1 protein-coding gene is annotated in these 264 nt (G+C 66.3%); it reads left to right on the top strand.

Features of this window, described 5'->3' with window-relative positions:
• On the top strand, positions 1–264 hold a 264-nt coding region (locus ACQG3P_RS20030), incomplete at both ends, for a hypothetical protein (RefSeq protein ID WP_426806024.1).

Raw genomic sequence — 264 nt, 5'->3', positions numbered from 1 at the left:
GCTTCTTCTGGCGCCCCCGCTTCGCGGTGGGTGAAGCGCCGTTCGTGATTTTCCGGGTCGGCTATGCCGACCACAGCAGCTGGGACATGGCCGGGCTGCGCATCGACTGGAACGGCCACGGCTTCGATGCCTTCGTGACCGACGCCAACCTGGCACGCACCCGCGAGTCATTCAAACTGGATGCCCTTCCGTCGCCAGAGCAGTGGCAGCACATCGCCTTCGGCAGGGACGAGAACCACGGCGTGCGCCTGTACGTGGACGGCG

Source organism: Stenotrophomonas sp. SrG (assembly GCF_050031795.1).
GTDB lineage: Bacteria > Pseudomonadota > Gammaproteobacteria > Xanthomonadales > Xanthomonadaceae > Stenotrophomonas > Stenotrophomonas rhizophila_A.
This window is presented reverse-complemented; position numbering and strand designations above follow the sequence as displayed.